This is a genomic window from Flavobacterium niveum (assembly GCF_055231775.1).
The window spans coordinates 151,364-176,929 of sequence record NZ_JBUYSX010000001.1 but is presented as its reverse complement, the minus strand read 5'-3'; the positions used below and the strand labels follow the sequence as shown (position 1 = coordinate 176,929).

19 protein-coding genes and 1 tRNA gene are annotated in these 25,566 nt (G+C 45.1%); 16 read left to right on the top strand and 4 right to left on the bottom strand.

Annotated features, from left to right (window positions below; translation table 11 throughout):
- The first annotated feature begins 375 nt into the window (after window positions 1-375).
- The 3 genes from ACZIX4_RS00740 (at window position 376) to ACZIX4_RS00730 (ending at window position 1,910) form a co-directional block, all read left to right on the top strand.
- Window positions 376-894: a L,D-transpeptidase family protein gene (locus ACZIX4_RS00740; RefSeq protein ID WP_463333697.1), complete on the top strand. Its 519-nt coding sequence runs from the start codon at window positions 376-378 to the stop codon at window positions 892-894.
- 90 nt (window positions 895-984) lie between these two features.
- On the top strand, window positions 985-1,311 hold the full coding sequence (locus tag ACZIX4_RS00735; protein WP_463333696.1) for a hypothetical protein: 327 nt from the start codon (window positions 985-987) through the stop codon (window positions 1,309-1,311).
- A 218-nt stretch (window positions 1,312-1,529) separates the two neighbouring features.
- The gene (locus ACZIX4_RS00730) at window positions 1,530-1,910 is read left to right on the top strand and encodes a hypothetical protein (protein WP_463333695.1); all 381 of its coding nucleotides are present in this window, start codon (window positions 1,530-1,532) and stop codon (window positions 1,908-1,910) included.
- Between the two features lie 167 nt (window positions 1,911-2,077).
- On the opposite strand, the gene ACZIX4_RS00725 is transcribed toward ACZIX4_RS00730, so the two are convergent.
- A complete protein-coding gene (locus ACZIX4_RS00725) occupies window positions 2,078-2,485 on the bottom strand; it encodes a 5-fold beta-flower protein (RefSeq protein WP_463333694.1) in 408 nt (135 codons plus the stop codon).
- Between the two features lie 372 nt (window positions 2,486-2,857).
- Here ACZIX4_RS00725 and ACZIX4_RS00720 point away from each other — a divergent pair, with 372 nt between their 5' ends.
- Window positions 2,858-4,450 (top strand): peptide chain release factor 3, encoded by a 1,593-nt coding sequence (locus ACZIX4_RS00720; protein WP_463333693.1) that lies wholly within the window; start codon window positions 2,858-2,860, stop codon window positions 4,448-4,450.
- 361 nt (window positions 4,451-4,811) lie between these two features.
- Here ACZIX4_RS00720 and ACZIX4_RS00715 read toward each other — a convergent pair whose 3' ends face one another.
- The gene (locus ACZIX4_RS00715) at window positions 4,812-7,856 is read right to left on the bottom strand and encodes an Ig-like domain-containing protein (protein WP_463333692.1); all 3,045 of its coding nucleotides are present in this window, start codon (window positions 7,854-7,856) and stop codon (window positions 4,812-4,814) included.
- A gap of 365 nt (window positions 7,857-8,221) precedes the next feature.
- On the opposite strand from ACZIX4_RS00715, the gene ACZIX4_RS00710 reads away from it, so the two are divergent.
- Complete coding sequence (locus tag ACZIX4_RS00710) at window positions 8,222-9,265, top strand: aldo/keto reductase (RefSeq protein ID WP_463333691.1); 1,044 nt, start codon at window positions 8,222-8,224, stop codon at window positions 9,263-9,265.
- A gap of 296 nt (window positions 9,266-9,561) precedes the next feature.
- On the opposite strand, the gene ACZIX4_RS00705 is transcribed toward ACZIX4_RS00710, so the two are convergent.
- Entirely contained in the window at window positions 9,562-11,112 is a 1,551-nt protein-coding gene (locus tag ACZIX4_RS00705; protein ID WP_463333690.1) for an alpha-amylase family glycosyl hydrolase, read from the bottom strand.
- 125 nt (window positions 11,113-11,237) lie between these two features.
- Here ACZIX4_RS00705 and udk point away from each other — a divergent pair, with 125 nt between their 5' ends.
- The 9 genes from udk (at window position 11,238) to ACZIX4_RS00660 (ending at window position 17,794) form a co-directional block, all read left to right on the top strand.
- The gene (gene udk / locus ACZIX4_RS00700; RefSeq protein WP_463333689.1) at window positions 11,238-11,846 is read left to right on the top strand and encodes a uridine kinase; all 609 of its coding nucleotides are present in this window, start codon (window positions 11,238-11,240) and stop codon (window positions 11,844-11,846) included.
- A 182-nt stretch (window positions 11,847-12,028) separates the two neighbouring features.
- Window positions 12,029-12,379 (top strand): FtsB family cell division protein, encoded by a 351-nt coding sequence (locus ACZIX4_RS00695; RefSeq protein ID WP_463333688.1) that lies wholly within the window; start codon window positions 12,029-12,031, stop codon window positions 12,377-12,379.
- Between the two features lie 12 nt (window positions 12,380-12,391).
- Entirely contained in the window at window positions 12,392-13,750 is a 1,359-nt protein-coding gene (locus tag ACZIX4_RS00690; protein WP_463333687.1) for a methylmalonyl-CoA mutase subunit beta, read from the top strand.
- 34 nt (window positions 13,751-13,784) lie between these two features.
- Window positions 13,785-15,440 carry a T9SS type A sorting domain-containing protein gene (locus ACZIX4_RS00685; protein ID WP_463333686.1) on the top strand — a complete coding sequence of 552 codons (1,656 nt, stop codon included), beginning with the start codon at window positions 13,785-13,787 and terminating at the stop codon, window positions 15,438-15,440.
- Window positions 15,441-15,509: 69 nt separating this feature from the next.
- Window positions 15,510-15,749 carry a hypothetical protein gene (locus ACZIX4_RS00680; RefSeq protein WP_463333685.1) on the top strand — a complete coding sequence of 80 codons (240 nt, stop codon included), beginning with the start codon at window positions 15,510-15,512 and terminating at the stop codon, window positions 15,747-15,749.
- Window positions 15,739-16,032 carry a type II toxin-antitoxin system RelE/ParE family toxin gene (locus tag ACZIX4_RS00675; protein ID WP_463333684.1) on the top strand — a complete coding sequence of 98 codons (294 nt, stop codon included), beginning with the start codon at window positions 15,739-15,741 and terminating at the stop codon, window positions 16,030-16,032. Before ACZIX4_RS00680 ends, ACZIX4_RS00675 begins: the two co-directional genes overlap by 11 nt.
- A complete protein-coding gene (locus tag ACZIX4_RS00670; protein WP_463333683.1) occupies window positions 16,029-16,955 on the top strand; it encodes a methylmalonyl-CoA mutase family protein in 927 nt (308 codons plus the stop codon). The genes ACZIX4_RS00675 and ACZIX4_RS00670 overlap by 4 nt, the downstream gene beginning before the upstream one ends.
- Before the next feature lie 83 nt (window positions 16,956-17,038).
- Entirely contained in the window at window positions 17,039-17,671 is a 633-nt protein-coding gene (locus ACZIX4_RS00665) for a carbonic anhydrase (protein ID WP_463333682.1), read from the top strand.
- Between the two features lie 49 nt (window positions 17,672-17,720).
- Window positions 17,721-17,794: transfer RNA gene (locus tag ACZIX4_RS00660), tRNA-Pro, on the top strand.
- Window positions 17,795-17,896: 102 nt separating this feature from the next.
- On the opposite strand, the gene ACZIX4_RS00655 is transcribed toward ACZIX4_RS00660, so the two are convergent.
- Window positions 17,897-20,335: a beta-galactosidase gene (locus ACZIX4_RS00655; protein WP_463333681.1), complete on the bottom strand. Its 2,439-nt coding sequence runs from the start codon at window positions 20,333-20,335 to the stop codon at window positions 17,897-17,899.
- A gap of 208 nt (window positions 20,336-20,543) precedes the next feature.
- Between ACZIX4_RS00655 and ACZIX4_RS00650 the strand changes: the two genes are divergently transcribed.
- Window positions 20,544-21,263 (top strand): hypothetical protein, encoded by a 720-nt coding sequence (locus ACZIX4_RS00650; protein ID WP_463333680.1) that lies wholly within the window; start codon window positions 20,544-20,546, stop codon window positions 21,261-21,263.
- Window positions 21,264-21,419: 156 nt separating this feature from the next.
- Window positions 21,420-25,511 carry a DUF7948 domain-containing protein gene (locus tag ACZIX4_RS00645; protein WP_463333679.1) on the top strand — a complete coding sequence of 1,364 codons (4,092 nt, stop codon included), beginning with the start codon at window positions 21,420-21,422 and terminating at the stop codon, window positions 25,509-25,511.
- Window positions 25,512-25,566: the final 55 nt, after the last annotated feature.

Below are 25,566 nucleotides of genomic sequence, written 5' to 3'. Positions count from 1 at the left end.
ATTTGAAGGGGTTTTCTTATATAAAAAGTTATCAACAGGCGAATATTCCACAATTTGTACAAAAAAGTACATTTTCGTGTGGAATATAAAAATGGTTAAATTCCTTAAAATTAGCATTTTGACATTTTAGGGTATTGCAATTTTCGACATGAATATTCCACATTTTCCACAGGTATTTTACTGAAGGAATGCTTTCAGTACTCTTTCATGTTCTTTTGTTTATGGTTCATGGTTGTCAGTTGTTGGTTGTTGGGAGCTACACTCATTTCCAAAAAATATATTCCTCTGTAAATTTTACTGAACGATTGCCTTCAGTACTTTGTAGTACCATAAGCCGTAATTTTGTACTTTCATTTCGCCAATGGAACCCAAACAATGAAAACGAAGTTTATGGCCTATATTATAGTATGCAGCATCGTGGCGCTTGCGGTGTATTATGTTTACCCCGAACGAATGTTGGCACCCGGCACGGTTATCAACCGGCTGGTGGTACACAAGGGCAAACGCATTATGGAAGCCTACAGCGGTGATACACTCGTAAAAGTATATACCGTTTCGTTGGGCTTTAACCCGTCGGGACACAAGCAGTTTGAAGGCGACGGCTGTACCCCCGAGGGCCGCTACACCATAAATGCACGCAATGCCAAAAGCGCCTATCACAAAAACCTGGGCGTAAGCTACCCGAATGAGGCCGACCGCATCGCTGCGGAAAAGCTTGGTAAAAGCCCCGGCGGCGATATTAAAATACACGGCCTGAAGAACGGGCGTGGCTATATAGGCAAATTCCACCGGTGGAACGACTGGACACACGGCTGTATAGCGGTAACCAATGCCGAGATAGACGAGCTGTTTACAGCTGTTAAAGACGGTGCCGAAATAGAGATTTTGAAGTAAAACGATTTATAGCCACGAATTACACGAATTGGCACTAATCAATTTGTGTAAATTCGTGTAATTTGTGGCTAAACAGAAAATAAAAAATCAATGACACTCCCCGAACTGATACATTACTTTACCCAAGGCAACAGCTACGAAGACTTCTGCAAGATGCAGGGGCTGAACAAGTATGCCGAGATAGAACTATACATGCAGAAACCCTTTGGGCTAAACGGCAAGCTGGAATTTTTCAAAATAGAAGAAACCGCAGGTAAGCCACATTACAGCTACAACGGGTCGGAGTTTTACAGTTTGTTTGGGTTTGATTATTTCCTGAATGCGGTAAAGGATGCCGACCGCAACAGCGATGATTTTGTTGACGAAATAGATTTGGCACTCAGGCTGATAGGCTATGCGGAAAGGGATGGTTTTTAGATTGTTGTTTTTTTTGTTAGTTATTTGGTAATGAACGGTATAGATTTGTCTGTTGTCGAAATATGAAACACTTAAAATATGGCGCGTAACATCTCTTTTTGCCTGTCTTCAGATGTTGATGGGGATGACTGGAATAATACTACTGAAATTAGTTTCAGCATGTATTATGTGCTTATGTATATGCATCATTGCTTAGCGAAACGGGAGGTTTAAAACTAATGAATGCCTCAGTGCCCGAACTGTTTCACCCTAATGTGAATAGCAGGCCAGATAACGTTACAAATGAAAGCAAAGCGTATTATACTGCAAAAGAGCTGAAGGGCGTAACGGATTTTTTAACCAATACAGTAATACCCGCATTAGAACATCTGCCTAAGGAAACTGATCTGGTTATAGATGTATATGAAGGTGTTGACGGGTTTATAGAGAAGTGGTACAACGGGGCTTCTTATCTAAAAAATTTCAATGTGTTTGAACATGAAATAGAGTCGGATTTTACAGGTTATATACCTAACATATTAAGTACCGCTATAACTGCCAGGGACTTTTTTGAAAAAGTGATTAATAATAACGACACTTACGAAATCATAGTGGAATGATTTGTAAGCTCAGGTTTTTGTACCAACAGTACTGAGTTACTGTAGAGATTCATTGCATGCGTCTACCAATTAAAAAACATATTACAATAAAAAGAGACGCATGCAATGCGTCTCTACGGATAACAGGTATTTACTTTCTTTTAAATTTCCCTGAGGAAAAACAAGTATTAAAACTTAAAGAAAAAGAACGCTACGGCTGCCCACTCTTTCTTTACGCCACGGGCATAGCCTATGGTACTGTGGCTGCTGCTTTCTACTGTGCCGTCGTCTTTTACGTAGCCTATAGTGCTGTGGCTGCTATTCTCTACAGTACCGTTGCTTTTTACGTAACCTACCGTACTGTGGCTTCCGTTTTCTATGGTACCATCACTTTTAATATAGCCTATGGTGCTATGGCTCCTGTTTTCTATGGTGCCGTCGCTTTTAATGTAGCCTACGGTGCTGTGGCTGCTGTTCTCTATAGTGCCGTCGCTCTTAATGTAGCCGGCTGTACTGTGGCTGCCCGATTCAATGGTTTGAGCCTGTACGGCAACGCCACATAGCGCGAAAGCCGCGATAACGAAAAGTTTCTTCATGATATATAAACTTATTTATTGGTTACGTGTTGGGTTGTGGTAAATGGGGTTGGCTCCATTTATCATGCAATATAGGGACAATATTTGTAACGGCGACGGATAATGTGGGAAAATACTTTGTTTATGAGACTGCTTCGTGCCTCGCAGTGACTGCAACCTGAGTGAAGTTACTACCTCCCCTTTGGGGAGGGTTGGGGAGGGGATGAAAAGATGTGTCCACACGATAGTTCAATAGCGAAGCACCTTCACCCCTGCCCGCAACCGGCATCGGACTTTTGACCTGAGACTTTCGGCATCAGACTTTACAACTTTCTACTGTATGACTTTACGACTTAAAAGTGTACTTTTGCACTCTCAAACAAATAAGTTGAAATGAGTTTTAAAGACGAGATAGCACGCAGGCGTACCTTTGGTATCATATCGCACCCCGATGCCGGTAAAACCACCCTTACCGAAAAATTACTTCTTTTCGGTGGGGCCATACAGGAAGCCGGCGCCGTAAAAAGCAACAAGATTAAAAAGGGCGCTACCAGCGACTTTATGGAAATAGAGCGCCAGCGTGGTATATCGGTGGCTACATCGGTGCTTGCCTTTAACTACCAGGATAAAAAAATAAACATACTCGATACCCCCGGCCACAAGGACTTTGCCGAAGATACCTTCCGTACGCTTACTGCGGTGGATAGCGTTATTGTGGTTATAGACGTGGCAAAAGGTGTGGAAGAGCAAACCGAAAAGCTGGTGCAGGTGTGCCGCATGAGGAACATCCCTATGCTGGTATTCATCAACAAGCTGGACCGTGAAGGTAAGGATGCTTTCGACCTTATGGACGAAGTGGAACAAAAGCTCCAATTAAAAGTTACCCCGCTGAGTTTCCCTATTGGTATGGGTTACGATTTCCAGGGGATATACAACATCTGGGAAAAGAACATCAACCTGTTTAGCGGCGACAGCCGTAAGGATATTGAGGACACCATAGCGTTTAACGATATTAATAACCCCGAGCTTGACGGGCTTATCGGTGAAAAACCTGCCACAAAACTGCGTGAGGAACTGGAACTGATAGACGAGGTATACCCTCCGTTTGACCGCCAGGCGTATCTTGAAGGTAAGTTGCAGCCGGTACTGTTCGGTTCGGCATTAAATAACTTCGGTGTGCGCGAACTGCTGGACTGTTTCATAGCAATAGCCCCTACCCCGCGCCCTAAGGAAAGCGATACCCGACTGGTAGAGCCTGACGAAAAGAAATTCAGCGGCTTTGTATTTAAGATACACGCCAACATGGACCCTAAGCACCGCGACCGCCTTGCGTTCGTGAAAATTGTTTCGGGCACCTTTGAGCGAAACAAGCCGTACCTGCACGTACGCCAGGGCAAAAACCTGAAATTCAGCAGCCCGAACGCATTCTTTGCAGAAAAGAAAGAAGTGGTGGATATATCCTACCCGGGTGATATTGTAGGCCTGCACGATACGGGCAACTTTAAAATTGGCGATACCCTTACCGAAGGCGAAAACATGAACTTCAGGGGGATACCGAGCTTCTCGCCGGAACATTTCCGATACATTAACAATGCCGACCCGATGAAAGCCAAGCAGCTTGAAAAGGGTATCGACCAGCTGATGGACGAAGGTGTGGCGCAGCTGTTTACCCTGGAGCTGAACAACCGTAAGGTTATCGGTACCGTGGGTGCACTTCAGTATGAAGTTATACAGTACAGGCTGGAGCACGAATACGGTGCCAAGTGTAGCTACGAAAACTTCCCGGCGTACAAAGCGTGCTGGGTAAGGCCGGAAGACCCGAAGAATGCCGAGTTCCTGGAATTTGCAAGGATAAAGCAGAAGTTTATGGCCAAAGACAAATACGGCCAGCTGGTATTCCTTGCCGACTCTGAGTTTTCTATACAAATGGCACAACAGAAATACCCAAGCGTAAAATTGTTCTTCACGTCTGAAGAAATACGATAATATAAAGGCTCCCATTTGGGAGCTTTTTTTATGATTTGAACCCCAGAGGGGTGGCATGTTTATAGCAACATAATACAGCAGAGTAAGCAGAGCTCCGGAGGAGCGGCATAGTGTTACGGCTATATACCGTTCCTCCGGAACTCCTGAATCCCAACCCACTCCTGTACAATAAACATGCCGCTTCTCCGAAGCTCAGAAAAGAATATCACTTAATAACAAAGGCTCCCGTTTGGGAGCCTTTATCATATATTAAATTTAAATATTGCCTTTATTCAAACCTACAAGGTTTTAAAAACCTTGCAGGTATCAGGCGTTATCCTCCTGCAAGGTCTGCGAGACCTTGTAGGTGTTATAACGAAAATTAATCCTTAAGCACTTTTACAGTACGCGTACCTGACGCAGTTTCCACTTTTACCAGGTAAGCCGCTGGTTGCAGTGCCGAAAGGTCTACCACAACGTTTGTTGTTTGCGGCGCAACTTCCATTACCTGCTGGCCTAACAAATTAAAAATAGTAATACGGCGTACAACATCCTGAGCATTGATGTTCATAACATTGCGTACCGGGTTAGGATATAGCGTAAACAGTTTACCGTTCAGGTTATCTGTACCAAGGTCGTTGTGGGTAGTAATTGCTAAAGCCTCACTCTGGCAATCACCCTGCACCGAAACGGCGTAGTAGATTGTATTATCTTCTAAAGCTACATCTTCAGTCAACGGCATAGTAAGGTCTGCATCGGCATACCAAACTACAGCAGCACCTGTAACTTCAAGGGATGCAATAGTTTCACCTGACACAAAAGTTTGGTCGGCTTCACCTATAGGTTGGGCAACAGTAGTCAGGGTTACAGCAATGGCAGCACGTGGGCTTTCGCAGCCGTTAACCGTTTGCGAAACGTAGTATAGGGAAAGTCCAGCTTCAATAGCAGTATCTTCAGCAAGGGCTTCGCCACCTGAAGCTTGTGCGTACCATTGCAGGTTATCGCCTTCCACTTCAATATCGGCTACAACAGCTACGCCACATAATGTTATGGCAGCATCTGCCGGTGCAGCAGGGATGGTGCTTACCGTAACCTCAACAGCCGTACGCGGGCTTTCGCAGCCGTTAGTAGTTTGCGAGGCATAGTACGTACCTGTAGCAAGGGCTGCAGCAGGACTAAGCGGTGTTGTAGCATCTTCGGTAGCATACCACATTACATCTTCGCCTGAGGCTTCAAGCTGGCTTACCTGTGTAGCACCACAGAAGGTTTGGGCTTCAGCCACGGGAGCAGCAGCAACTTCGTGTACGGTAACGGTTACCGCAGTTTTAGGGCTTTCGCAGGCCGTTATGGTTTGAGTTGCATAGTACGTACCGGTAGCAAGGGCAGCATCGGCAGTAAGCGGAGTAGTATCGGCCTCAGCAGCATACCACTGTATACCGTTACCAGAAGCCATCAGGTCGGCCACAGTAGCGCTTCCGCAGAATTCCTGGGCCTGGGCGACAGGGGCTACAGGTATGGTATTGATGATAACAAGGAACGCCACACGTGCGCCTTCGCAGCTGTTCACGGTTTGAGATGCATAGTAAATACCCGTTTGCAGTGCAGCATCGGCAGCAAGGGCTTCACCGCCGGTAAGGGTTGTATAGTACATAGGCGATGCACCTTCGGTAACGGCAAGGTCACTCACAAGGGCTTCACCACAAAATACCTGAGGGGCAATGGTAGGCACCGCAGGGATATCGTATACTGTTACCACAACCGCAAGGCGTGGGCTTTCGCAGCCGCCTATGGTTTGCGTAGCGTAGTAGGTAGCAGTAGTAAGGGCGGTATCGCCGGTAAGTGGTGTAGTATCGGTTTCGTTAGCGTACCACACTACGGCAGTACCTTCGGCAACGAGGCCGGACACAAGTCCCGAACCGCAAAACTGCTGGGCCACAGCCACCGGAAGCGCAGGCACCTCATTAACGGTTACAGCCACAGTTGATTTAGGGCTTTCGCAGCCGTTAACCGTTTGGCTTACATAATACGTAGCCGTAGCAAGGGCAACATCGGCGGCAAGCGGAGTGGTATCTGTTTCGGTGGCATACCATTTAAGGTTATCACCCGTCGCTGTAAGTCCGGCCACAGTGCCCGTACCACAGAATAGTTGTGCTTCGGCAACAGGGGCAGCAGGTATAGGGATAATGGTAACCTGTGTAATTGTGCGTGGGCTTTCGCAACCGTTTATTGTTTGGCTCACATAGTAATCTCCCGTTTCAAGGGCAGTTTCAGCAGTAATGGCAGTACCTCCGGTAGCATCGGCATACCAAAGCAGGGCCGTTCCTGTTGCAACCAATTGGGTAGCCGTAGCAGCACCGCAGAAATCCTGTGTGGCAGCTACTTCAGGTGCAGCCGGTATTTCATTAACAGTAATAACAACCGGAAGCTTCTCACTTTCGCAGTTGGCTATTACCTGGCTAACATAATAGGTAGCTGTGGTAAGGCTTGCGGTAGATGTCAACGCTTCAGTAGCAGTTTCGCTGTCGTACCATTTTATGGTTCCGGTACCTGTGGCTACAAGGTTAGCTACAGTACCGCTTCCGCAGAACAGCTGGGCGGCGGCCACAGGCTGCTCTACCACGCCACATGGCGGTACAACGGCCATAATCACGTTAGAGTGTGCCGAAATCATTTCGTTTATTTCAGCCCTTACCCTGTAATAATAGGTAGTATTCGGTTGTATGCCAAGGTGCACAAAAAGTGACAGGCCGCTTACGGCTACGTTGTCATAATCTTCCAATATATTGGCAAAGCTTGGGGTATCACTCACATCTACGCGGTAGCCTGTAGCGCCGGTTACAGCGTTCCAGTTGGCCGTAAAGCCCGCCGTGGTAAGCTCGGTGGCAGGCGTAGCAAAAGGCGGCGACACGCTTACCTCACCGGCTATAACTATTGTTTTGGCATGGCTGTAGCCAAGTCCCGATGTAGAACCCGGGGCGCGTTGCACGGCTATGGTTATAGAATTGCCCGATGTTACAAGCTGGTTAGCCTGTGGTACGGCAAGCTCGGTTATAGGAGTACTGCCACTACAGCTTGTAGAATTAGGCACCACACTTACAGGGCCGGTAGCCACACCATTATTGGTAACTTTAAAATTAAAATTGGTAGGGCCTGAATTACTACGCACACCGGTACCGTTTACCGATGTTACGGTAAAGTTATAGCCCGGCTGCGCCTGCAGTACCAGGGTGGTTACGGCATTACCACCGTTAGAGTTGGTAGAACAGGCAGTAACACCATCAAAAGAAACAATAGAAATACCTGTGGGTAGGCCTACAGGGCCGCCAAAACCGTGTGTAAAGGTATAAGGCACCTGTGCGCTGCAAACAGCAGCAAAAATCAGGAAAAACGCCAGAAAGGGTTTTTCCCAAAGTAACTTTTTAATCATTTTTAACTCTGGTTTTTAATTAGGTTTATAGAACAGCTAAAAATATGATTTATGGCAAACGCAATCGTTTCAGGAATTTTAAGTTGTAATTAAACAATTGTTAATCAGCAAGAAACAAAACTTTAGTAGTACCGATTTTTTGCACATTTGCGTAAATTTTTCGTTTGTGCAGGGATAATAGTAGTACCTTTAGGAAGCATATTTTCCGAAAACCGTCCGGAAATTTTAATGAAGGTTTTCCAAAAGGTACATATCATTAATTTACAACTAAACATTATAAAATTACAAGTTATAAATTACCCATGTTACAGAAATTTGTATTTGAATAGTACACATCACAATAAAAACTAAAACCACAAAACACAATGGAATACAGATTTTTGGGCGCTTCGGGCCTGCAGGTCCCTGTGCTGAGCTTCGGTACTGGCACCTTTGGCGGGGGAAACGAATTTTTTAAAGCCTGGGGAAGCACGCAGGCGGAGGAAGCTACACGCCTTGTAGACATTTGCATGGATGCAGGCGTAAACCTTTTTGATACTGCCGATATTTATTCCGATGGTATTTCGGAGGAAGTACTGGGCAAGGCCATTGCCGGGCACCAGCGCGATAAGCTGTTACTTTCTACCAAGGCTACATTTACCTTTGGCGAAGCCCCGAACAACCAGGGTTCATCGCGCTTCCACCTTACCCGCCAGATAGAGGGCAGCCTGAAACGCCTTGGTACCGATTATATAGACATTTACCACATGCACGGTTTTGACGGCAATACGCCCGTGGAGGAAACCCTGCGTACCCTTGATGATTTGGTACAGAGCGGCAAGGTGCGTTACATTGCGGCTTCTAACTTTTCGGGTTGGCACCTTATGAAATCGCAGGCCATTGCCGAAAAATATGGCTGGAGCCGCTACGTAGGCCAGCAGGTATATTATTCGCTGGCCAACCGCGAATACGAATGGGAACTGATGCCGCTGGGTATCGACCAAAAGGTGGGTGCATTGGTATGGTCGCCGCTTTCTGCAGGTAGGCTTGGCGGTAAATACGGGCGCAACAAACCCATGCCGCAGGACGGACGCGTAGCCCAGGGCGGCAGCCCCGTACCCGAAATGGTGGTAAACGAAGAGGTGTTTTACAATACGGTAGATGCACTGTACGAAGTAGCGGAAGAAACCGGCAAGAGTGTGGCGCAGGTAGCACTGAACTGGCTGCTGCAACGCCCTACGGTATCGAGCATTATCATAGGCGCAAGGACGGAAGAACAGCTACACCAAAATTTGGGTGCGGTGGGCTGGAACCTCAGCACAGCACAGGTTAAAAAACTGGATGAAGCGAGTACCGTACCGCCTATTTACCCGTACTGGCACCAGTGGCAAAACAAATCGCTTAACCCTACCCCGGAGTTTTATAAATAAAGCTTTGACGTAATACATAAACCAAAGGCTGCCCGGTAATTTTACTTAGGGCAGCCTTTGTCATTTAAAATTTTGACTGTAAAAATAGATTGCCGCGCTTCGCTCGCAAGGACGGAACGTGAAGAAAGTAGCGTTAGAGTGTCTGGTCATATGAATGTCCGTAAACCATACCATTTTTCAGGCTCCGTCATTGCGAGGAGGTACGACGAAGCAATCTAATATCGCCAAGCAACTCCTAATGAGATTGCCACGCTTCGCTCGCAATGACGGGACGTGAAGAAAGCGACGCAATAGTACTAATCAAACAACAACCTCCACACCTGTACACCGTACGGTTTTATCATTACTGTAGTACCCCCGGCCGGGAATTTAAAGTCATTGCCCAGTATAACCTTGGTGGCGGTAAGGTTCAGTTTCGGGTCATCAATGGTTACGGCTTCCTCGTTGTCGCCCAGGTTTATCATTACCAGTACCGGCCTGCGGCTTCCTTTTTTTATAAAGGTAAGCACGTTAGGGTTGGCATTCGGCACATTGGTAAACTTAGTATCACTAAATGCTTCCTCCATACGTTTTATACGCAGCAGTTCCTTATAGTAATTATATAGTGAGTTAGGGTCGGCCTGTTGTTCTTCTACTGATATGCCGTCATTGGGTTTGGTATTACGGTTGTCCCACCACGGGCCGCTGTCTTTGTACCAATTGGCCATGCCTGTACCCTCCCCGCTTTTGTACCAGTCAAGCGCCTCACGCAGTGGGATGTCGTTACCATCGGTAGCGCCTTTACCCTGTTCGCCCTGCATACCTATTTCCTGGCCGTAGTAGATGGAGGTAACGCCTCCCAACAGTACATTAAGCGCAGCACCTACCTTCTCCTTACCGATGTTACCACCTGCGGTAGTGGCAAAACGTTTGGTATCGTGGTTTTCTATAAACACCACCTGTTCCTTGCCTTTCGGCAGGTAGTTAAAAGTGCTGTCGGCAGCCTTTATAATTTCGTTTTTATCAAATTTAGAAACCGCTGCCCACAGACGGAAGGCAAACACGCGGTCTACGGTAGCCTTGTTCAGGTACTCATAGCCGTACGAAGCCCAGTTGGCCTGCTCCGCCACAAAAAGCAGTTTTGGGTTTTGCTTACGCAGGCTGGCGAGTATCGGTGCCCAGAAATCCTTAAACAGGTTGGTAAGCCTTCCTGCATTGTCCAGGTTGTCCATGGCATGGTCTAACCTGAAACCGTCTACACCGTCGTTAAAATTACCGTCTCCATCGGGGTCGGCCCAATACTTCAGCATTTTCAGGGTATAGTCTTTTACCTGCTGGCTTTTCATGTTTACCACAACCAGCTGCTGCTTTTGGTTGTCGTAGGTGGTAAATTCGGGTACACCCATAAAATACCAGGGCTTTTCATTCTTTTTATCGAGGTAAAAAATATACGGAGTGTATTTGGAAGCCGGGTTCTTGTACGATTCCTTAAACCACGGATGGTCGGCAGTTACGTACTGCATCTCCACGTCCTGGTATATCTTCATGCCGTGGCGGTGCACTTCCTGCACCAGGGTGCGGTATTCCTTCAGCGAACCGTACGCCGGGTCTATATGTTCAAAATCTTCGGCGAAATAGCTGTGGTAAAAATCAGACGTGTACAACGGTGTAAGCAATATACTGGTAACACCCGTTTTTTGCAGGTACTCCAGCTTTTGGCGGATGCCCTCCACGTCGCCTTTACCATCAGCATTGCTGTCAAAAAAGCTGCGCTGGAACACGTGGTAAATAACTTCCTGCGGCTGCCTTTGGGCTGCGGCGGGGCTTAAACATAGCACAACTAAAACAACGGTTAACAGGTTTTTCATAACAGGTTTTGGTAAAAAGCAGTGATTTTCCTTTTGCATTTCCCAAAGATAAGTTTATTTCACAATCATTGCCAATGCACCCCTATATTTGCTACTTTTGCAAAAAACATACATACCAGAAAAAAATGCTCGTTATCGGAATTGCCGGTGGTACCGGAAGCGGAAAAACCACTGTAGTACACCAGATTATGAACCAGTTGCCCCTTACCGAAGTGGGCGTACTATCCCAGGACCATTATTACAGGGATAACACGGGGCTTAGCTATGAAGACCGTGCCAAAATAAACTTTGACCACCCGCGCGCCATAGACTTTGACCTGCTGTATACGCACATTAAAGAGCTGAAGGAAGGCAAGGCCATAGAGCAGCCGGTGTATTCGTTTGTAACCCATAACCGTACAGACGATACCATACTGACCCATCCGCGCAAGGTGATGATTGTAGAAGGCATCCTTATACTGGCCGACCCTAAGCTGCGCGAGCTGTTTGACATTAAGGTATTTGTACATGCCGACCCTGATGAAAGGCTTATACGCCGTATGAAGCGCGACATAGCCGAACGCGGACGCGATATGGAAGAGGTACTGAGCCGCTACCAGAGTACGCTGAAGCCCATGCACGAGCAGTTTATAGAGCCTACAAAGGCTTTTGCCGATATTATTATACCGAATGATAAGTACAATACCGTAGCCATTGATGTGGTAAGGGCTGTAATAAACCAGAGGATAGCGTAGTTTTTCCATGTCGACGATAGGAGACATCTCTATTGTTTTTCTGAGATTGAACCTCTGTCGATATTAAATCCTCTTGTTTAGAGATTTCTCCATTACGCTGCGCTTCAGTCGAAATGGAAGAAAGCACCAAAAAATTAATACATTAGCAAAAGCGATAAAAAACTTATCTTGCAGTACGAAACATGGAAGAAGAGAAAAAAAGTTGGTTTTCAAAATATCCGGTGCTTAAAGTGCTGGGTAACCGCTATATGCTGGTTATTGTTTTTGTAGCGCTGTGGCTCACCTTCCTGGATAACTACTCCTATTTTGAGCACCGTTCACTTGATAAGGAGATAAAAAAACTGGAAGATAAAAAAGAATACTACACCCACGAAATAGAGGAAGACAGCAGCGCCATAAAGCAGCTGAAAAACACTGACCAGACCGAACGCTACGCCCGCGAGAAATACTACATGAAACGCGACGACGAAGACATTTACATCATAGAGTTTGAAGAAGATGCCCCTAAGGTAGAAGATACCACCTCCCTTTAAAAATACTTTTTTATGGGCAATAACCTTTTTGAGGAATTTGGTGCGGTATCGTCTAAACTGTGGAAGCAGAAGATACAATATGAATTGCAGGGCCAGGACTATAACCAAACCATGGTTTGGGAAAGCCCCGAAGGCATTAAGGTAAAACCCTTTTACCATGCAGACGAAGCCAAAGAACCGTTGGCTATCCCTGCAACCTCTTCCCCTTTTAAAATAGGACAGGACATTTATGTGCAGGATGTGGCCAAAAGTGCCGCACGTGCACAATCTACCATACAGCGTGGCGCCGAAGCCATACGTTTTACCCTGCCCGATGCCAATACCGATGCTGCGGCATTACTGCAAGGGCTGGACAGCAACGTACCGGCATACTTTTATCTGAAATCCCTTTCTGTTGATTTTGCCAAAAAGCTTGATGTTGTAGCAGTTGGCAAACAGGCACAGTATTACCTTATGGCCGACCCTGTGGGGTACCTTGCCAAAGAGGGTAACTGGTACGACGGTGGCGATAACTTTGCCCAACTGAAACAGATAGCCGACAGCAGCCCTAATATAAGCGTGGTTAGCGTAAACGGCAGCCTGTACCAAAATGCAGGTGCCAATATGGTGCAGCAACTGGCTTATACCCTTGCTCATGCCAATGAGTACTTTAACCTTGGCTTTGGCGAAAAGCCATTAGTGCTGGAAGTAGCTGTGGGCGGCAATTACTTTTTTGAAATTGCCAAACTGCGTGCACTGCGCATACTATATGCTGCTGTAGCCAAGGAATATAACCTGAACCAAACCTGCCATATACTGGCTACCCCTACCCGGCGTAACAAAACCCTGTACGACAGCAACGTAAACCTGCTGCGCACCACTACCGAATGTATGGCTGCCATACTGGGCGGTGCCGATACGGTGGTAAACCTGCCTTACGATATCTTTTACCGCAAAAGCAACGCTTTTTCAGACCGTATGGCGCGAAACCAGTTGGCCATATTAAAAAATGAAAGTAATTTCGGCAGCATACCAAACCCGGCTGACGGTGCCTATTACATAGAGGAACTTACCATGCAGCTGGCCGAAAAGGCATTGGCACTGTTTAAGGAAATTGAGGCTGGTGGCGGGCTACTGCAACAACTGAAGCTGGGCAACCTGCAACGCAAAATACAGCAAAGCGCAGCCCATGAGCAGGAACTTTTCAGCAGCGGTAAAGAGGTGCTGGTGGGTACTAACAAATACGCCGACAATAACGAACGCATGGGGCGGTCTATTGAGCTGTATCCGTTTGTAAAAACCAAACCCCGCAAAACGCTGGTAGTACCGATTATAGAAAAAAGGCTGGCCGAAAAGCAGGAGCAGGAACGGTTGGAACAGGAAGAAAAATAATATATTACACAAAATAACAGACAACCAATTAATCATGAAGAAAATTACCCTACTGTGTTTAGCATTATTCGGATTAAACGCAGCCACCGCACAAAGCTGGGACTGGATGTTTTCCACACAATCAACAGAAGGCACCGGCGGCATGCCTACATTCTCTTACGTAACAGGCATAACAACCGATGCCCAAGGCAGTGTTTACATAAACTGCATTTCTACCCAGGCAAGCATGGCTTTCGGCAACGAAAACTTTGAGGGCAGCTCGTTTCTGGGGCGTAACTTCCTTGTGAAGCTAAACAGTGCCGGTGCGGTACAGTGGGTTAACGCCACTGCTGCAAATGCATCTATAAATACCATAGCCGTAGCTACCGATGCTGATGGCAACCTGTACTCTACAGGAGAATTTACCGGCAGTTACAATTTTGAAGGCTATACGTTCAGTACCGGGGATGTTTATTCGGGTATCAACTCTTTCATAACAAAAAAAGACAGCAACGGTACTACCCTGTGGGCAAAGCATATAGGCGTAGAAGAAAGCCCGGAAAGCCCCATGTATGTAAACCGCTTTATACGCGCATATGATATTATAACCGATGCTTCAGGTAATATTTTTGTATGTGGGCAGGCACGTGGCACCACTGCCGTTTTTGACACGATAACCCTGCCGGTAACAGGAGAATCTGACACTTTCATTGCCAAATACGACAGTACAGGTACAGTATTATGGGCAAAAATGATAACCGAAGACAGCTACCAGGGTGGCCGCAGGCTGGCCTGCGACAGCACCGGTAACGTATATATGGCTGGTAGCCATGCCGGTGATGGTACCATAGCGTTTAACGATACTGTTTTGGGCGGTAACAAAAGCCTTACCTTTTTGGTAAAATACAGTCCCGAAGGTGATATGGCCTGGCTGAAATCACACACAAACAATACTAATAACGCCGTGCATTGCTACAATATAGCTATAGATGCTAACGACAACATTTATACCGTAGGCTATACCGATTATGCATCTATAACTTTTGGCGGTACCACATTAACCCCTTCGGCAGCGGGGCTACAGTATGGCTGGGCAGTAAAATACAATACTGACGGCGATGTGCTGTGGGCAAAATCACCTGCCGGTGGTGGCAGTATGTGGGATGTACAGGCAGGTACTGACGGGTATGTATACCTGCTGGGCAATTTTTACACCCCGCAAATAACCTTTGGCGCCACTACCCTGACAAACGAGGGCGGGTTAAACGGATTTGTTGCCAAGCTAAACGGAAACGGAAACTATACCTGGGTGGAACAGATAGGCGGCACTACGCATGCCGAATCGTACCTGGCGGTAGATAATGCAAACAATTCGTTATATGTATCGGGTAATTATACCAACATAAAATTTGGTAACGAAACCTACACAGCTTCTACAAACGAGTTATACGTATCAAAATTCAGCATACCGGCACTGGGTACCGGTAATTTTAATACCCAAAAGCAACTACTGTACCCTAACCCCGCTACAAACGTTATAAAAATATCGGCAGATAATATAAATAGCACAGCTCCTTACAAAATAACCGACCTTACCGGAAGGGTGGTACAAAAAGGTTTTACCGGCAGCGAAATTAACGTGTCGGCACTACCGGGTGGTATATACATCTTCAGCAGTGGTGTTTATTCCGGTAAGTTCATTAAAGAATAGATTACAGGGGAGGCAGTTGCAAAACGGCATTGCACAATAATTTTGTATATTTATAAAAAAGTACAGGCCATGGAAGCGATACGGAAATTTATAAAGGTAGAAGGCAAAACCATAAACATTACCCTGCCCGATGATTTTTATGCTGATGAAGTAGAGGTAATTATTTTGCCTTCGGGTAATCAATATCCCGAAACCATACCCCAATGGCAAATGCAGCAGGTAATGGAACGTAGAGAAGAATACCTCAGAAACCCTTCGATTGGGCTTGATTTTGATGAGGCAATAAAAAAAATTGAGGATGCCTTATAAATTAATAATTCTACCTAAAGCGGTTATTGATATGAATGAAGCTGCTTCGTGGTATGAAAATAAACAGAAAGGCCTTGGCAAGAGACTAATTAAAGCAGTTAAAACTGAAATTGATCTCATACGTCAAAATCCATTGAAATATAGCATAAGGCATATGGACGTACGAACTGCACTAACCAAAACTTTTCCCTATCTGATATACTTTACTGTTTATTCAGATTCGATTATAATCCATGCAGTTTACCATACATCCAGGGATTCCCAAAAGTGGAGTGACTTATGAGAAAAAACCTCCAGCACATACAACTCACTAAAACTTCGGCAGCAGCCGATAATGAGCAATTAGGGCACCCGGATTTCGGGGCAGGCTTCGCGCCCTACCTGCGTGGGATACATGCTACCATGTACGTACTAAAACCCTGGAAAATAAAGCAGTTTAACGATATTAATAATGCAGAGGGTGACGAACAGGAACAACTTTCGGGCACCCTGCAATTTCACGTCCTTACGGCAATAGAAAGCGCTCCTGCCCCTGCCCTTTCGGGTATAGCCACAACCGATATGTTAAATATATCGGGTTACGGGTTGCAGCAGGCAGGTACCACTGCCGAAACAGAGCTGGCCTATATGCTGGCTTACGGGCTGGAAGTTGTACGTAGCGGGTTGGCCGCAGGTATACCTGTTGACGGGCTTGCACAACGCGTTACTTTTTCGTTTGCTGTTGGCCCCGCCCATTTTACCGAAATAGCCAAAATGCGGGCAGCCCGTATGCTTTGGGCAAAGCTGCTAAAACAATTCAGCCCGAAAGACGAGAAGTCGATGGCACTGCACATCCACAGCCGGGCCGGAAGCCTTAACGCTGCCGACCCGTTTAACAATGTAATACGCATTTGTACCGAAGCGGCCGCGGCAGCCTTTGGCGGCATACAATCACTGCATACTTTTGCGTATGACGGGCTTGCAGTGCAGCCATCTGAACAGGGGGCGCGCCTGGCACTTAACACCCAGCTGTTTGTGCAGGAAGAAACTATGATTACCAAAACTGTAGACCCCTGGGGCGGCAGCCATTACGTAGAAAGCCTTACCGATGAAATAACCCAAAAAGCATGGGCGCTTATAGAGGAAACGGAAGCAGCAGGTGGCTTTTTTAAAGCCATAGCAGCCGGTATACCACAACAACGGATAGGAGGAAATACACACCACTAAGCATCTAATCCTACCACGCAGAAATAAACATATGTTACGTTTGTTTTTGCTACTTTTGATGAAACAACTTAAACTGATTTTCCATGGACATAAAAAAGGTATTTGAAAACAACCGCGAGTGGATAACAAAACAACTGGATACAGACGGCCAGTATTTTGAAAACCTTGCCAAAGGCCAGTCGCCCGAAATTTTATACATAGGGTGCAGCGACAGCCGTGTTACTGCCGAAGAGCTTATGGGCGTAGCCCCGGGACAGGCTTTTGTACACCGTAACATAGCCAATATGGTGCCGAATACCGACCTGAATGTGATGTCGGTTATTAACTATGCCGTGAGCCACCTTAAAGTGAAACACGTAGTAGTATGCGGCCATTATAACTGCGGTGGCGTTAAGGCTGCCATGGAACAGAGCGACCTGGGCATACTGAACCCATGGCTGCGAAACATACGCGATGTATACCGCCTGCACCGCAAAGAGCTGAACAGCATAGAAGATATGGCAAAACGCTATGACCGCCTTGTAGAGCTTAACGTGCAGGAACAGTGCATTAACGTTATTAAAACCGCCGAGGTACAAAAAGCCTCTGCCGAAAGGGGTATTACCGTACACGGCTGGATATTTGACATCCGTAGCGGTAAGCTTATAGACCTTAATATTGATTTTGATGCCGTTACCAGCAACATTGTAGACATCTACAAGATTGCCACAGAATAGGCTTCCCCGCTAAGGCAAAACAAAATATAGTTGCACGCCTTACAACGTTCGGGATGTAGCGCAGCCTGGTAGCGTACTAGCATGGGGTGCTAGGGGTCGCTGGTTCGAATCCAGTCATCCCGACTTGACTGGACAAACGAAAAAAATAATCGTTTGTCCAGTTTTTTTAAACTATGGGTACTATGAAATATCCCCTTACCAGAACGTTTGATTTAACTTAGGTTTTTATTTAAAGTTCAATGTCGTTTTATATTGCGGTATGAAGGTAAAGTTACGCACCTCCAGGACCTGCTGCTTATCGCCAAAGTCGGGCACATCTTCTTTATGGATGTCATCAAGGAATGTAGCCCCCTTGTGCAGTGGCCTGAAATAAAAGACCATTTCCTTTGTTTTGGCCGAAGGAATAAATTTCCTTAAACCAATTTTCCAGTCTATACCCTTAAAGAATTCGTCAATTACAAGGTTCCCGTCAACAAAGCCCATAGCGGTATCTCCGGTATAATCAATTTCAAGATAAATATCATTGAGGCCGGCACTAAGCTCCGGAAACGCTACGGCATATTTGCGTTCCCCGATTTTTTTTACTGAAGGTTTGTCCAGTTTGGCTGCGCGGAGTGTAACAGCGTAGTTGCTGAAAACAGGGCTGCCGTTGCCTTGTGTAACTGTACCTGTGGTAAGATTCAGGTTACCCTTATAGGCAGGGTAAAGGGATATGCCGGTAGTGTTTTGCATGTCAATAAGCAATTCAAACGAGCCGTCGGTTTTGGTAAGCACAACCCCATCGGAAAATAACAGGTAATCTTTCCCCGATAGCTGTATACGGTATGATTTAAGTGCCAACTCCTTATCCAGTACTAAAACGGTTGTTTTCTTTCCTTTTGCGTTTACGGTAAATTGCGATACTCCATCAGTTGTCTTCACAAGTACACCGCCCTTTGTTTCACTCAGTACAGCACCCGTAAGGCCCTCAATTTTAAAGCCGCCTTTTGAATCAAAAAGGAACTCAGAAGTAACGCCTTCAGGCCTGAAAAACACGTAATACGGAGTCTCACCCCTGCCTTTGCACAACAATTGGGATGTTGCGTAAATAAGCCTGTTACCGTTAAGGTCAAAGTTATACGGGAAAATAGCATTGCCATCCGTTTTTATGTTAAAGCCGCCCTCAGCAGGAATATTGATTACCCCTTTTTTGGTTTTAACCGCAACCTGTATATTATTCTTGTCTGTAGATACAGCGTCGTCCTGAAAGTTATTTACAAATAAAAACCCGCTGTCCCCTTTTGCCCTGACCGCATAGCGAAGATCTGATACGTTTTCCGGTTTCAGTGCAGGCGTATTCTGTGGCAGTACAGTGGCCATGGGTGCAAGCCCGTTGCCAAAGTCCTGTACAAAATAATGCAGGAGCTTAAGCCTGTGGAAACCCTCCCTTACCTGTCCGAATTCTCCGATTGGTGCCTGGAAATCATATGAAATCTTCGGTAGCCCAAATGCCTCATCACTAAAGAAAAACTCCCCTTTGGGCGTAAGGCCTCCATGGTACATATAATAACCAATACCGTTACAGCCACTGCCAAGGCAACGATTAATCATTGCATCAAAACTCTTGTGTTCGGCAATGGGCCTGCGGCTGTAAACGGACATAATGCCGGAACCAAGCTCCGCTGCAAATACAGGATAATCTTCGGGATTGTAACGTACCGGTGAGTAGTCCGGGTCCTTGTGCATGTCTTTATACAGGAAGAATGGGGAAAGGTCTTTACCTTCGGTCCAGAAAGGATACGCATACGCGGCCATTACCGGGATAGATTCATTGGGTATTATTGCTGCGTAACCCCAGCCGGTAGCTGTCCAGATCGGGGTATCCATCCCTGCTTTTATAGCCAGATTTTTAAGGGTCTTCATGTGTTCGTTGCCCGAAGAGGCATTGGGATTGTTGTTATCGGCTACACTCACACCATTGTGAGTTGCGGTAAGGTCGCGTTCTGAGGCAGTAAAATCAAGCGGCTGGCCCGGATAGCTTAATCCCCAGGGTGAAGCCGAATGCTGATATTCATTTTCTACCTGTATTCCTATTACAGGGCCGTTATCCTTAAAATAAAGGCCCGAAAGCTGATTGGCTGTTTCTTTGTAAAACCTCTCAACATAGGAAAGATATACCGAATCATTAGAGCGTATCATTAACGGCTTACCCAAAAGCCAGTCCGGCAAACCGCCATTGCGTATCTCACCATGGTCAAACGGGCCTATGCGTACCACAACATACATGTTGTATTTGGCACACAACTCAACAAATTTCCTGAGGTTACGGTCACCGTCCCAACGGAAAATGCCTTCTTTATCTTCGTGGATGTTCCAAAAAATGTACGTAGCAATGAGGTTAATGCCCCCGGCCTTCATTTTTTGGATGGATTCTTCCCAATACTCCTGCGGATAACGCGAAAAGTGAAATTCGCCGGTAATAGGAATAAAGGGTTGCTCATTTACTGAGACGTAGTAGTTGTTTACCGATATTTGTGTGCCTGTAGGGCTTTTGCCCCCAAGTTTCAATTTTCCTTTCCTTACTTGTTCCTGTGCTACACGGGTATCTATTTCATACGATAAAGATTGTGCGTAAACATGGCTTAAAAAGCTTAAAAACAATAAGGCAATTATGCATTTTCTCATACCAAAATTATTAATGGCGGTTACGGTACCAAAGGTAAGCTTGTGTATAAATTAAGCATCCTGTAGTGTAAGCTAACTCCCTGATTGCTTAAGTGTTTTTTTGGTCAATAGGGTTGAAACTAAAAAAAGTAGTACAAATTCATCGATTTCAAAAAGAAATGATTTAATTTGCTTCAAGTTAATATAATCACTTAATATATAAACCCTTATGAAAACCTTCCGAATTTTACTTAGTGCAGCCGCCTTATTGCTTAGCTTATCCGGCATAGCACAGACAAAAAAAGTAGCCGTAGTAACATTTTACGCTGATAAGCTGGTTAACCTTGATGATGTAGGCCTTGCGGGTATTCCCCAAATTGCAGAGCTACAAAATGACCCGAGTTTTAATCTACAGCCTATACTGAATACTTATCACGATAAGTTTTTTAACGATTATGCCAAAAAGTTCCCTTTTACATTAGTACCGGAAGCGGACGTGACGGGCAATGCAGCCTACCAAAAATTTTCGCCTGAATTTAAGCCCGGGGATGAGGGATCTCGTTACGCTGTAATTGACGGCTATAAAGCGGTAGATTCTAACTGGGGTAAAAACAATGAAAAGGAACTTGTAAAATTGTTCCCGGATGCTGACGGCGTTATGTTTGTTTACATCGGATTTGCCCTGAACAAAGGCTTTGGTGTAGGCGGTACAGCCACTACAAAAATGAGGGCTTATACCAATATAGTGCTGTATAACAAAAAAGCTGAAAAGGTGTTTACCATTAACGAAGGAGCAAACTCTAAAAAAACCGGGGTAATGGTTGGCGGGGTTCCGGTAATGAAGCCTGAAAAAATCCTCCCGATGTGCGAAAGTGCCCTTGAAGAATTAATCAAAGACCTGGACAAAAGGATCCAGAAAATTATTGATAAGAGCGCTAAAAAATTGTAATATTAGCCCGCAATTAATTTAGGGTTTCTACAAAAATATATAAAAACCACCTGAGAGATTAGGTGGTTTTTTTTATAGAATATTTTTTAGATGCATTACAGAAGCTTTTGCAATATGTATAAAAAAACTACTTTTGTACATCAAAACCAACCCGCTATGAAATTCTTTACCACGTTTTTTGCGCTTGTATTACCTTATTTATTTTTTGCCCAGCCGGGTAAATCTACTATGCCTGAAAACAGGGGATTCATAGAAAATAAAGGGCAATTTTTCAACCAGCATAAAAAAGCAAACAAGGAAATACTTTACCTCCTTAATACCCCGGGACTCAATGTGCAGCTACGCAAAACAGGGTTTAGTTATGACTTCTACGAAATTAAACAGGAACAAACGATAAAGAAGGCAAACAGAAAGGCATTACCTACAGCTAAGGCCGATAGCATTGATTATAAAATAACTACAGAATTTCACAGGGTAGATTTTAATTTTGAAAATGCAAACCCTTCCGTAAAAATTGTCGCAGAGAGTCCGTTGTCATCGCACTTTAATTATTACAATATGCCCTGGAAGTCGACAGGCGTAGAAAACGTACACCAGTACCATAAGGTAACTTACAAAGACATTTATAAGGGTATCGACCTGGTGTTTTCTATACCCGAAGACATAAAAAAGCCGGTTGAGTATAATTTCATTGTACATGAAAACGGCAATATAAACGATATACAATTCAAAATAAACGGCGCGCCTACAGAAATCATTGATAATACAATAGCGCTTAAAACCCGTTTCGGCATCTCACAGGAAACCATACCTATGAGCTGGGCAGAGAACAACCATACAAAAGATAACCTGGACATCGTTTACCAAAAAAAAGGGAAAAACACCTATGGGTTTAGCGGAGGCAAAGAAACACACGGCAGAAAAATTATCATAGACCCGGTACCCGTGCGCCTGTGGGGTACTTATTATGGTGGGTATGCGTGGGCATCTTCGGCAAGTATAGTAAATGATGCACTTAATAATGTATATATAAGCGGTGCTACGGGCAGTTCTGAGTTTGTTGCTACAGCAGGTGCCTTTCAGTCTACATATATATCGGGTGCAACGCCGGGATATATAAGTAAATTCTCACCCGAAGGGGTTCAGATTTGGGGAACTTATTATGGTACAAGTGCTGATAAAATAGCAATTGATAACGATTTTAATGTAATAATTTTTGGTAACAGGTTGAATGAACCGGTTAACGTTACCACACCGGGTTCGCACCAGCCAAACAAAAACTATTTAAATGATTGTTACATTGTTAAGTTTGATTCGCAAGGGCAAAGGCTCTGGGGTACGTATTATGGGGGTAATGGTAATGATTATGCAGGTGATGTAGTTATAGATAGCAATAATAATATATACATTGATGGAGACACCGGGAGTACTGATCATATAGCAACTCCCGGTAGCTTTAAACCTACTGTTAGCGGTACGTTTAACAGTAATATCGACGGTTTTCTGGTTAAGTTCTCCCCGGAGGGTGTACGCTCTTGGGGTACCTATTTTGGTGGAGATAATGCCGACGGATTTTATGGTTTAGATATTTCAGCCGATAACAGGCTCTATGCTTCAGGAATTACACATAACAATGCAATGGCCACACCGGGTACGTTCAGGCCGGACTGGGATGGTACGCCGGAAATTATTGTTGCTGAGTTTGATACATCGGGCAACCGTATATGGAGTACTTATGTGGGAGGTAATGCAAATGACTATGCATTTGGTTCAGTGTTGAAAGATGATATACTTTATATGTATGGCCGTACAAATAGTAATACGGGCATAGGTACGCCGGGTAGCTTTGAGCCCGATTTCATAATTATAGAAAATCAGTTCGAAATACCATGCTTAATAGCTTTTAACCTTACTAGCCAGTCAATTGTGTGGGGTACCTATTCTAAAGTACAGGTTCAGGACCTTGCTGTAAACCAGGCAGGAGAAATTTTTTATTCGGGGACTACTAATGAAAATACCGGTATTACCACACCCGATGCCTATATGCCTGAAAATAACAGTAATTATAAATCGTATCTTATAAAGCTTGGATTAGCGGGCGAGCGCATATGGGGAACCTATTATGGAGGTTCAAATCAATTTCATATAACCGTGGCATCTGTAGATAGTGCAGGAAATATTTTTATGCACGGCCGTACCAATAATACTACCGGTATTGCCACTGATAATGCATTTCAGCCAGATATGTCGCCAGGGAATCAATGGGCATCGTACCTTGTAAAGTTCGGGGATTGTAGTACTTCAGGCACGTTATCTTCAAACTCACCGGTATGCGTGGGCCAAACCATAAACCTTAACGCCCAGGGCGGGGCTAACTACCTCTGGACCGGTCCAGACGGTTTTTCATCTACACAGCAAAACCCCACAATACCATCGGCCACGGCACTAAAAGCGGGTACCTACAGCTGTGCCATAACCGGTACCTCGGGCTGCGATGCTACCCATACGGTAGAAGTTGCAGTAGGCGATACTGTTCCACCACAATTTACGGTGCCACAACTGCCAGCTTTAACAGCCGATTGCAGCCTTACCATAACACAAATACCCACGGCTACAGATGGCTGCGACGGTATTATAACGGCCACAACCACTAATCCGTTAACGTATACGGTAGCGGGTAATTATACTATAATCTGGAAATTTACAGACAGCTCAGGTAACGAATCAACCCAACAGCAAGACGTAACCATAAACGCTGCCAACGCTCCTGTGGCAGCTACAGTATCGCTTTACAGGTGTGCAGGCAATACTATTTTTAACCTTACCGAAGTACAACCCCTTATTACAGGCGATACTACGGCAACCTTTAGCTATTATACATCTCAGGCCGATGCCCTGCTACAGAGCAATGCGGTTACCGGTATTACCTCATATAGCACAACGCTTAACCAGGATATTTATGCCGTAATAAGCTTTGCCAATGGCTGTAAGGCAATGAGTGTAGTACAACTCGTATTTAATGCACTGCCCACCGTACCGGCGTATGACATAGAAAAGTGTTTCGGCACAGGAAGCCAGGTGTTTAACCTTTCGCAGGCAGTACCGGTTTTAGACCCTTCTAATGTGCATGAAGTAAAATTCTATGCCACGTTACAGGATGCCCAGAATAATTTGCCGATTGCAAATAGTAACAGCTTCACTACAAACACAGCTGTATATACCGTTTATGTAACAATGAAAAATGCTTCAGGGTGCGTAGGCAGCGGCACTATTGACCTTAAGGCACTGCATGCTACGGAGGTACAACTGGCAGACTATTATGAATGTGTGGCAGACACACCTGTAACGTACAACCTTTCGCAAAACGAAACGTCCATTACAGCAACACTGCCCGCTAACAACTACCAGTTTAGTTATTATGCTAATTACAATGATGCTATAGACGGTACTGCTAATACCATACCATCGTCCCTATTGCTAAGTGAGCAGCCTGATATAATCTACTACAGGGCTGAAAGCCCTGGCAATTGCCCCTATATTTTTAAGCAGCAGCTTGGCCTTATTCCGGCTCCTGAATTTGATTTGGAAACCGTATACAGGATTTGTGCAGGCGAAACGGTTACCATATCGCTACCCGGTAATTTTAATAGCTATGCCTGGACGGGTGGTGGCACAGGGGCATCGGCTTCGTTTACAGAAGCAGGAGATTATAGTGTTACCGTAACGGCTGTAGTGAACAATACCCTGTGCGAAACTATTAAGCATTTTACTGTAGAACTGTACAGCGTTCCGCAGATAACAGAGGTACTTACTACTGATTTTAGTGACGATAATAATAGTATTACCGTTCTACCATACAGTATAGATTATATGTATTCTATAGATGGCATTACATATCAGGAAAGTAACACCTTTACAGGTTTAAGCAGTGGTGTTTACACCATTTCGGTTAAGGATAGGGCAGAATGTGGTATCGTTACAAAAAAGGTGACCCTGCTTAATTACCCTAAGTTTTTTACCCCTAACGGCGATGGCCAAACCGATTACTGGCGCATAAAATACCTCACCTATAAAACCCGCGTGCATATATACGACCGATACGGAAAATTACTTACATCAATTGGCTACAATGACAAAGGATGGGATGGTACCTATAACGGGCAGCCTCTGCCGGCTACAGATTACTGGTTTATAGTGCAAAGGGAAGGCGAACCGGAATTTAAAGGGCATTTTTCACTTTTGAGGTAAATCAAAACGCTGGTTTAACTAAGTCACGCAAAATAAAAAGCCCGTAAACAATTAC